Origin of the sequence: Neobacillus vireti, assembly GCF_036962345.1 — a bacterium.
Lineage (GTDB): Bacteria > Bacillota > Bacilli > Bacillales > Cytobacillaceae > Neobacillus > Neobacillus vireti_A.
This window is the reverse complement of record NZ_JBALNB010000033.1, coordinates 1-9,120: the sequence shown is the minus strand read 5'-3', so window position 1 is coordinate 9,120 and position 9,120 is coordinate 1. Positions and strand designations below refer to the sequence as shown.

At 37.5% G+C, this 9,120-nt stretch carries 12 protein-coding genes; 10 read left to right on the top strand and 2 right to left on the bottom strand.

Annotation, left to right across the window (positions count from 1 at the left end):
- Positions 1 to 360 precede the first annotated feature (360 nt).
- The 6 genes from V7108_RS26775 to V7108_RS26750 all read left to right on the top strand — a co-directional run bounded on the left by V7108_RS26775 (position 361) and on the right by V7108_RS26750 (position 5,730).
- The gene (locus V7108_RS26775; protein WP_335512351.1) at positions 361 to 981 is read left to right on the top strand and encodes a stage V sporulation protein AA; all 621 of its coding nucleotides are present in this window, start codon (positions 361 to 363) and stop codon (positions 979 to 981) included.
- Complete coding sequence (locus V7108_RS26770; RefSeq protein ID WP_335512350.1) at positions 971 to 1,393, top strand: stage V sporulation protein AB; 423 nt, start codon at positions 971 to 973, stop codon at positions 1,391 to 1,393. Before V7108_RS26775 ends, V7108_RS26770 begins: the two co-directional genes overlap by 11 nt.
- Positions 1,394 to 1,512: 119 nt before the next feature.
- Positions 1,513 to 2,112 carry a stage V sporulation protein AE gene (locus V7108_RS26765; protein ID WP_335569860.1) on the top strand — a complete coding sequence of 200 codons (600 nt, stop codon included), beginning with the start codon at positions 1,513 to 1,515 and terminating at the stop codon, positions 2,110 to 2,112.
- Complete coding sequence (locus tag V7108_RS26760) at positions 2,075 to 3,559, top strand: spore germination protein (protein WP_335512349.1); 1,485 nt, start codon at positions 2,075 to 2,077, stop codon at positions 3,557 to 3,559. Before V7108_RS26765 ends, V7108_RS26760 begins: the two co-directional genes overlap by 38 nt.
- 148 nt (positions 3,560 to 3,707) lie before the next feature.
- On the top strand, positions 3,708 to 5,012 hold the full coding sequence (lysA, locus tag V7108_RS26755) for a diaminopimelate decarboxylase (protein ID WP_335569859.1): 1,305 nt from the start codon (positions 3,708 to 3,710) through the stop codon (positions 5,010 to 5,012).
- Between the two features lie 367 nt (positions 5,013 to 5,379).
- Positions 5,380 to 5,730, top strand: a complete 351-nt coding sequence (locus V7108_RS26750; RefSeq protein ID WP_335517452.1) for a GNAT family N-acetyltransferase — start codon at positions 5,380 to 5,382, stop codon at positions 5,728 to 5,730.
- Positions 5,731 to 5,752: 22 nt separating this feature from the next.
- Here V7108_RS26750 and V7108_RS26745 read toward each other — a convergent pair whose 3' ends face one another.
- Positions 5,753 to 6,271, bottom strand: a complete 519-nt coding sequence (locus tag V7108_RS26745) for a DUF309 domain-containing protein (RefSeq protein WP_335569858.1) — start codon at positions 6,269 to 6,271, stop codon at positions 5,753 to 5,755.
- A 102-nt stretch (positions 6,272 to 6,373) separates the two neighbouring features.
- Complete coding sequence (locus V7108_RS26740) at positions 6,374 to 6,466, bottom strand: YjcZ family sporulation protein (RefSeq protein ID WP_335409098.1); 93 nt, start codon at positions 6,464 to 6,466, stop codon at positions 6,374 to 6,376.
- Between the two features lie 200 nt (positions 6,467 to 6,666).
- On the opposite strand from V7108_RS26740, the gene V7108_RS26735 reads away from it, so the two are divergent.
- The 4 genes from V7108_RS26735 (at position 6,667) to V7108_RS26720 (ending at position 9,076) form a co-directional block, all read left to right on the top strand.
- Positions 6,667 to 7,440, top strand: coding sequence for a segregation/condensation protein A (locus V7108_RS26735; RefSeq protein ID WP_420489106.1), 774 nt, complete (start codon positions 6,667 to 6,669; stop codon positions 7,438 to 7,440).
- A complete protein-coding gene (scpB, locus tag V7108_RS26730; RefSeq protein WP_335517441.1) occupies positions 7,427 to 8,014 on the top strand; it encodes an SMC-Scp complex subunit ScpB in 588 nt (195 codons plus the stop codon). Before V7108_RS26735 ends, scpB begins: the two co-directional genes overlap by 14 nt.
- A gap of 120 nt (positions 8,015 to 8,134) precedes the next feature.
- Positions 8,135 to 8,554 carry a hypothetical protein gene (locus V7108_RS26725; protein ID WP_335517437.1) on the top strand — a complete coding sequence of 140 codons (420 nt, stop codon included), beginning with the start codon at positions 8,135 to 8,137 and terminating at the stop codon, positions 8,552 to 8,554.
- 33 nt (positions 8,555 to 8,587) lie between these two features.
- Entirely contained in the window at positions 8,588 to 9,076 is a 489-nt protein-coding gene (locus V7108_RS26720) for a YpuI family protein (protein ID WP_335517434.1), read from the top strand.
- The last annotated feature ends 44 nt before the right edge of the window (positions 9,077 to 9,120 follow it).

Genomic DNA, 9,120 nt, shown 5'->3' with positions numbered 1-9,120 from the left:
ACAATTAGCCCAGGATAGTGCCGATAAACCGAGTCTCTCCAAATTATCGTAACAATTAGCCCAGGATAATGCCGATAAACCGGGTCTCCCCAAATTATCGTAACAATTAGCCGAGGATAGTGCCGATAAACTCGGTCTCCCCAAATTATCGTAACAATTAGCCCAGGATAGTGCCGATAAACTCGTTCTCCCCAAATTATCGTAACAATTAGCCGAGGATATAGCCGATAAACCGAGTCTTTCCAAATTATCGTAACAATTAGCCCGGCGATTTTTGCATTTCTGTTCTTTTTATAGTAAAGATAGATTTTTTGCTAATACTAGTTATACAAAGAAATCAATGTGTGGGGAGTGAATGTTTTGGAAAAAACAGTCTACATCCGCATGCGGAACCGTGTTCTGGCTAAACCGGAAGAGAGTATTTATTTAAAGGATATTGCACAAATCATAGCTCCAGAATCCATCGTACCACAATTGGAAAACTTGAAGGTTCACCAAATATCCGAACAAGATAAAAATATTATCATCATTGATGTTATGAGAATCATTAGATTGGTTTCCAGTTTAATTGAGGATGTAGAAGTTCAAACCATCGGGCCGGCACAAACCATTATCGAAGTGATCCTTAAGAAAAGACAAATGTCCTTTCCATTTTTCATCTTAATATGGTTTTTGTTATTTTTCGGTTCAGCCATGGCGATTATGAACTTTCATGACGATGTCAGTATGCGGAGTGTTCAGGAAAAGTTGTACAGAATCATTACAGGCGTCGAAGATTCAAAACCTTGGATTTTTCAAATTCCCTATTCTATCGGTTTAGGTTTAGGGATGATCTTATTCTTCAATCATGTATTTCAAAAAAGGATTAACGAGGAACCTAGTCCCCTGGAAGTTGAGATGTTTAACTATCAAATGGATTTAGATAACTATGTGATTATTCATGAAAATAAGGAAAGTATGAAATGTACAAATGACGATTAAAGTAATTGCTGTAATGTTTATTGGGCTTGCAGGTGGATTAGCCGTTGGTTCCGGTTTTGTAGCATTTTTAACCGTTCTAGGCATTATTCCTAGACTTACCCAGCTGACAAAAACGATGAAAATGATTCGACACTATGAATGGGGTGTAGTTTTAGGTGCGTTAACGGGTGTAGCGGCGAGTTTAAGAGATCCGATATTAGCACTATCTCCATATTTTATGATGCCTCTTGGATTAGTCGGAGGTGTATTTGTTGGAATGTTAGCAGCTGGGCTTACAGAAGCATTAAACGTGTTCCCTGTGCTTGCAAAAAGGCTGGGAATTGATGGGAAGATCATCATCCTAATAATGGCGATTGTTCTAGGGAAAATTGTAGGATCAATTTTCCAATGGGTTTATTTTGTTCACCTTTAAAACCGGCAGTGTCTTACTCCAAAAGGGCAAGCTTCGATAGCATTGCCCCGCATGAAGAAACAGCATTAGCTTTTTCTAGAAGGCGTCTTCCGCATCCCGATTTAGAAAGGACAACCAGAATGAGTATTCGCAGACGGGTTATATTAATTACGGATGGAGATGAGTATGCAAAAAGGGCAATCGAACATGTCGCCCATGAAGTAGGTGGGCGATGTATTACGATGTCTCAGGGGAATCCCTCTGTATTAACTGGTGAGGAGCTTGTAATGTTAATAAAAAAGGCTGCTAATGACCCAGTATTGGTAATGTTTGATGACAGTGGCCTGGTTGGAGAAGGTTCGGGGGAACAGGCATTGAAATATGTTGCTACCCATAAGGATATAGAAGTTTTAGGCGTTATTGCTGTTGCAGCCAAAACCCATCAGGCCGAATGGACAAAAATCGATGTAAGCATCGATAGGGATGGGGAAATAACGCCATATGGTGTTGATAAACACGGAATTCCAGAGCTCGAGATAGGCAGGTTAAATGGAGATACCGTTTATTGCCTTGATGAATTAGATGTTCCGATTATTGTTGGAATTGGAGATGTGGGAAAAATGGCTCGGCGTGATGATTATGAACGAGGGGCGCCCATTACGAAAAAGGCGGTTGAGCTAATACTCGAAAGGAGTAGATATCGTGACGAAAGAGAACGAGCAAACTTGGCCGATTCCTGAATCGCTGCAAGAAATTGAACATTATATGAAACAACGGGTTGGTTTAGGTGTAAGTTTTGACTTCGGTGTTCGTAAGTTAAAAATATTAAAAAAAGATGTACACTTTTACTGGGTGACAGGATTATGTGATACCAGGTATATCATAGAAATAGTAGAATCATTAGTTGCGATTAATGATCATGAAAAACTTTCCGCAGACCTTTTTAAAATCGTCGAAAATCGTCTCGTTAATCAATCAGTTCAGCAGATTAAAACATTGGATGAAATGGTCACTCAGGTTTTATCCGGATTGATTGTAGTAGTGGTTGAAGGGGCGACGATCGCACTGGGGGTTGACGTCAGAAGCTATCCCGGCCGTAACCCGCAAGAGCCAGATACTGAAAAGGTTGTAAGAGGTTCTCGGGATGGATTTGTAGAAAACATTGTTTTAAATACAGCGCTTACGAGAAGAAGAATTCGCGATGAAAGACTTCGATTTGAGATATTAAAAGTAGGGGTACGCTCAAAAACAGATATCGCAATTGGCTATCTTGAGGATGTCGCTGACCCGGATTTAGTAAATATTATTCGCAAAGAGCTGAAGTCAATAAAAATTGACGGAATCCCAATGGCAGATAAGACGATTGAGGAGTTTATTTTAAAACAAGGATTTAACCCTTACCCATTAGTAAGATACACGGAGCGTGCAGATGTCGCAGCTGCCCATATTCTAGAAGGTCATGTCGTTATCTATGTTGATACCTCACCGAGTGTTATCATTTCACCAACAACTTATTTCCATCATGTGCAGCATGCTGAAGAATTTCGTGAAGCACCTGTAATGGGGACTTTCGTTCGCTGGTCACGTTTTTTGGGTATTTTAACATCTATCTTTTTACTTCCATTATGGCTGTTGTTCGTCTTAGAACCATCCATGCTGCCGGAAAGGCTGTCGTTTATCGGGCCAAACGAAAAAACGAATATACCAATTGTGCTTCAAATTCTATTAGCAGATTTTGGACTTGAATTTTTAAAGATTGCGGCCATACATACACCGACTCCCCTATCAACCGCGATGGGTTTAATTGCCGCCGTTTTGATTGGGCAAATTGCGATCGACGTTGGATTATTTGTTCCTGAAGTTATTCTCTATGTTGCTATAGCGGGTATCGGTTCATTTACCACACCAAGTTATGAGTTAAGTGTTGCAAATAAAATAGGAAGAATGGTCTTGGTGATACTTGTTTCAATCTTCCATACACCAGGATTCGTTATTGGTTCTACTCTGTTGTTTATACATCTAGTTGGAACTCGTACCTTTAATACTCCATATTTTTGGCCGTTCCTACCGTTTGAACCAAAGGGGTTTTTGCAAATCATTTTCCGTCGGGCAGTACCTGGTTCAATCCTTAGGCCAAGTATTGTTCATCCGAGAAATCGTTACCGTCAGCCACCTAACAATAAATGATTGCGCAATAGGCATTGGTGTGCTAAAGTATTTTTAAATTAACAAAATAGGCAGTATCCTTTATGGATTCTGTCTATTTATTTATTACTTTTTTAATGCTTGACCATATACTAATTAAGAGTCAGTCTATACGGAGAGAGGGAAGAACATGTATTTTTACGGGACAACAGGGGTAAACGGCAAGGGTAATTTGGAAATCGGCGGAGTAGATGCAGTAGAGTTGGCCGAGCAATTTGGAACTCCTCTCTATGTTTATGACGTATCATTGATGAGAGAAAGAGCAAGGGGATTTAAAAAGACCTTCGATGAGCAAAAAGTTAAAGCGCAGGTTGCATATGCGAGCAAGGCATTTTCGACGATTGCCATGCTACAACTTGCTGAAGAGGAAGGGTTATCTTTAGATGTAGTCTCTGGCGGAGAGTTATTTACGGCTATTAAGGCGGGTTTTCCAGCTGAGAAGATACATTTTCATGGAAACAATAAAAGCAGAGAAGAATTAGAAATGGCCCTCGAGTATAAAATTGGCTGTGTTGTGGTCGATAATTTCTATGAATTAGAGCTTTTAAAAACAGTATGCATAGAAAAAAGTGAAACCATAAGCATTCTACTTCGTGTGACTCCTGGGATTGAAGCACATACGCATGATTATATTTTAACTGGTCAGGAAGATTCAAAGTTTGGATTTGATTTGCAAAATGGACAGGCAGAGGAAGCGTTACGTACCGCTCTTCGCTTTAATAACTTTAATGTTTTAGGTTTACATTGTCATATTGGTTCGCAAATCTTTGAAACAACTGGTTTCTTGCTTGCTGCAGAAAAAATTGTTGGAAAATTGAATCAGTGGAAAAATGATTTTAATTTTGAAGCAAAAGTCCTGAATCTTGGCGGAGGGTTCGGAATTCGCTATACAAGTGAAGATGAACCACTATTACCTTCACAATATGTTAGTGAAATAATTAAAGAAGTAAAGAAATTAGTGGAGAAATACTCCATGGAAATGCCTGAGATATGGATAGAGCCTGGCCGTTCGCTTGTAGGTGACGCAGGTACAACACTTTACCAAATTGGTTCTTCAAAAGAAGTACCTGGAGTAAGAAAGTACCTAGCAGTTGACGGGGGAATGAGTGACAATATTAGACCTGCTCTTTACCAGGCGAAATATGAAGCAGTACTAGCTAATAGGCCGTTAGCAGAGGCAACGAATAAGGTGTCGATAGCTGGTAAATGTTGTGAATCTGGCGATATGCTGATTTGGGATTTACCACTCCCAGAAACAGAGGAAGACGATCTTCTCGCTGTTTTTTGTACTGGCGCCTATGGATATTCAATGGCCAATAATTATAACCGCATCCCGCGTCCTGCAGTGGTATTTGTTGAAAATGGCATGGCGACACTTGTGGTTAGAAGAGAAACATATGAAGATTTAATTCGGTTAGATCTACCTTTAAAGTAAATAAACTGCCGCGTAGTGCGGCGGTTTATTTGTATTATGGATTATTTTTTACGGATAGTGTAGAATGACTCATGTACCGTCTTCAAATCCTTTTGGAGGTTTTGTGATGAAGAAAAGTAATTGGACCGTTTTCGGTATTCTTTTTGGACTAGCACTAATTTGGGGGATTATATATTGGGTTTTTATTGTTCCGAAATAATAATTAATATTGGGATTGATTGAAAAACATTTATTATGTATGATTGACAATAATGAAACACTTTACCTGATTGACTACATATTATAGATAAAACTGTTTATTTATGTGTAAGATGGTAAAAATATACTATCCCTAACTGGGTTTATTCAATATAATGAGGGAGCTATTATGTTAATTCGTTATAAGAAAACATTCGAAAAAATAGCCATGGGCTTATTGTCCTTTATGCCTACTGAAAAGGACTTAAAGAAACTCCAATTAACCATTAAGGAATATGAAACAGAAGAGAATTTACAGCTTTTTCTATGGAAGGAAGAAGATATTATCGGTCTTATTGGTGTTCAAATGAATGACCATGATTCTTCGCTTTTGATCCAGCATATTTCTGTCAATCCGTCACATCGTCACCAAGGGGTTGGGAAAAGAATGGTTAAATCGTTGAAGGATATGTATCCTGATAAGGATATAAATGCAAATGACAACACAGCACCATTTGTGGAAAAATGTGATTTTTGCTAATTTTAAGATGAGGCAGCGGTGCTTAACCGCTGCCTTTATTTTTTAGTGCTTTCATACGCTCTACTATTACAGGTGACCGGTCACGTAATTTATGTTTATGCACAATATATTCATCCTCAAGATTACTATTTTGCTCCCAGATAATTTCTAATTCATTACATTTCTTTAAACAGGCTTTTAAAAGAATGTGGTCGGAAACTGGCAAATTAATACTTTGATACCTTTCCTCTTTTTGGATTTGTGTAAGAAGTTTTGAAAGAAGAGGAAATAAAATACCCAAGTCCAGCCCCAGATTGCCTTGGTGGCCAGCCTTCAGCGATAAAATGGTAATGGCTTTTTCCAAGGTTCGATTAGCACCAATAAAATTTCCCCGCCGGTGATGATATCTCGATACAGCCAAAAGAATAAGTCCTACCCAGATAGAATCCTTTTCCCTCTCGTTTGAGTCTTTCCAGAACTCTTCTAATATTTCATGACATTCAAAATAATCACGATCGCCATTAAAATGAGCTAAAAATTCAATATACTCCTTTGGGTACAAAATATCCCACCTCATTCCATATGATATGTACAGTTTAGCATACCTACAAAGAAAAAAGCCCGCTATCAAAAAACAGCAGGCCCTGGCTTTAGCTCTATTTTATTAGAACCAAGAAGCACCAACAATAACTAACAGAATGAATAGAACCACGATTAATGCAAAACCGCCGCCAAAACCGTAACCGCCATCAGACATATTCAAAAACCTCCTATATTGTTTTGTTATTCTTTTCACTCTCATCATATGTAGGGTCCTTGTCCAGTGTTATGGGCCAACATCACTTTTTAAATAAATGAGGAATGAATGAATTTTCTATTGGATAAGGCTATATGAATCCTCTATACTAATACTAGTCATAATTAAAATGAAATTTACTTTAAGGGTTCTGGTGAAAGATGATACACTATAATGTAAAAATTGATGCGTTTGAAGGACCATTGGATCTACTGCTTCATCTAATAAATAGGCTTGAAATTGATATATATGATATTCCTGTTGCCCAAATAACGGAGCAATATCTAATCTATATAAAAACTATGACAGAACTTAAATTGGATATTGCCAGTGAGTTTTTAGTCATGGCAGCCACTCTATTAGCAATAAAAAGTAAAATGTTATTACCAAAGCATGAAGAAGAAGTGGATGAATTTGATTCAGAAATGGGATACGAAGAAGACCCAAGGGATGAGCTTGTTGAAAGGCTGATTGAGTATCGTAAATACAAAGATGCCGCGCTTGATTTAAAGTCATTAGAGGAAGAGCGTGGACTAATGTATACGAAACCTCCGAGTGACCTTTCTGATTTGGCAAAGGACAAGCAGCCAGAAAAAACGGAATTAAATGTTACCCTTTATGATATGTTGGCTGCTCTCCAAAAACTATTACGAAGAAAAAAGCTGCAAAGACCATTGTCTACGAAGATAACGAGACAAGAAATATCGATTGAAACAAGAATGACTGAAATCATGAGTGAGTTAAAAAATTTAACAGGACGTAAAAATTTTTATGATTTATTTAGCATACCTGCTAAAGAACATATCGTAATCACGTTTTTGGCAGTATTAGAGCTTATTAAAAGAAATGAAATAGATGTAGAGCAACAGGAGAACTTTGGTGATATCTTTGTTTATTCTGTAAAGGAAGGAGAGAGAGGGTTTGGAGTTAATTAAGTGGCATAGTATCTTAGAGAGTCTTTTATTTGCGGCTGGTGATGAAGGACTTACCTTAAAGCATGTGGCAGAGGTCCTAGAGATAGAAGAACGAAAGGCCAGCGAAATTATTGAAGAATTGATACAAGCTTATGAAAAAAACACCGATCGGGGACTCATGGTCGTTGAACTCGCTGGTACGTATCAGCTAGCCACAAAAAAAGAAAATGCGGCCTACTTAAAAAGGCTGGTTGATTCACCTAATACTTCAGCTTTGTCCCAGGCAGCTTTGGAAACATTAGCGATTATTGCATATAAACAGCCCATTACTCGGACTGAAATTGAAGAGATACGTGGAGTTAAAACAGAAAGACCACTTCATACCTTAATGTCTAAGGCATTGATAAAAGAAGTGGGGAGGGCTGAAGGGACAGGAAGAGCTTACCTATATGGAACCACTAAGGAGTTTCTTGATTATTTTGGTTTGAAAAACATTGAGGAACTCCCTGCACTCCCTGATAGAGTCGAAGAAGAATATGTTCAGGAAGAAGCAGATCTATTTTTTGAAAAGTTTCAAGATACGTTTAATACTTAAAATCAACAGACAAATTTAACACAGCCAAAATCAAAACAATTCTTACTAATTGTGATAAAATAGGAATATATTTCAAAGGAATTAGAAGACTTAGTTAATGATTAAAGGGGATTGATTTATTTGTTCATAAAAGAATGTGCTGGGTACGAATTAGAAAAGGAAAAATCAAATACCTCAGAGGACTTCTTTAATAGAAGTGTAGTAACCTTTATCGACGGTTCCGAGGAAAAGACACTACATGTTTTATATGTACGATATTTTGATGAATTTATCCAAGAATTCACTCCTTATCAACAAGACCCAATTTTGACAAAAGACAATATCCAAGTTACTTTTAAGGATATTGTAGCCTTGGTGTGTTTAATAAAGAATCCGGGTTTGCGCAATAGAAAGCGGTTATATATTAACTCTAAACCAGAATTTACATCTTATTTTCAAGATATAGATTTTGATAAATTAACTGATGTCGTGCTTTCTGTAAAGCAAAATAATAAATTTGAACTCCGTTCCCCGCTTGACTATATTATACAAACGAGATAGTAAGGGCTAAAAAGAACTTAGAGGAGTGTAAGGATGGAAAATTCACTAGTTAAAACGCAGCTAAAAGATGTTGCAGGATTTTTATCCTCTACAAATCGTACATTAGAAGCTTTTTTAAATGAAATAACTATTTCACAAATGAAACAACAGGTAACAGGTGATGAGAACTATTATAAATTAATCTTATCGAATTTAAGAAAACTGTTGGTTTTTTGTGAAGAAGGCTTCGAGGCATGTTCAGTCATCTTGCAGAGCGTGCCATTTCAAAAAGCAGCTGCTGAAAAAATCCTTTTTCGAATTTTTCATCACTGTATCGAGGAATTTTTCTCACCTAAAAATGATGCGTGGTTTGAGGATAGTCGATCTGCATATACCGGAAAGAATTCAATTAAATTCTATAAAAGCGTGCCTGCAAGTATTCACAATTTAGTAAGTGGACTCGAGGGCGACTTTCAGGGATTTAGAGAAGAACTTGAATATTATGGAACAGATTATCGAACTAAAATGACCCAAACAAAATAACCATAAAAAATAAACTGTCCTTTATTGATCTGACCCAATAAAGT

Bases quoted from the DNA above. Each gene is read 5' to 3' on its own strand.
- V7108_RS26770 (WP_335512350.1), top strand. From the start codon at position 971: ATGACGATTAAAGTAATTGCTGTAATGTTTATTGGGCTTGCAGGTGGA.
- V7108_RS26765 (WP_335569860.1), top strand. From the start codon at position 1,513: ATGAGTATTCGCAGACGGGTTATATTAATTACGGATGGAGATGAGTAT.
- lysA (WP_335569859.1), top strand. From the start codon at position 3,708: ATGTATTTTTACGGGACAACAGGGGTAAACGGCAAGGGTAATTTGGAA.
- V7108_RS26750 (WP_335517452.1), top strand. From the start codon at position 5,380: ATGTTAATTCGTTATAAGAAAACATTCGAAAAAATAGCCATGGGCTTA.
- V7108_RS26740 (WP_335409098.1), bottom strand. From the start codon at position 6,466: ATGTCTGATGGCGGTTACGGTTTTGGCGGCGGTTTTGCATTAATCGTG.
- V7108_RS26735 (WP_420489106.1), top strand. From the start codon at position 6,667: ATGATACACTATAATGTAAAAATTGATGCGTTTGAAGGACCATTGGAT.
- V7108_RS26720 (WP_335517434.1), top strand. From the start codon at position 8,588: ATGGAAAATTCACTAGTTAAAACGCAGCTAAAAGATGTTGCAGGATTT.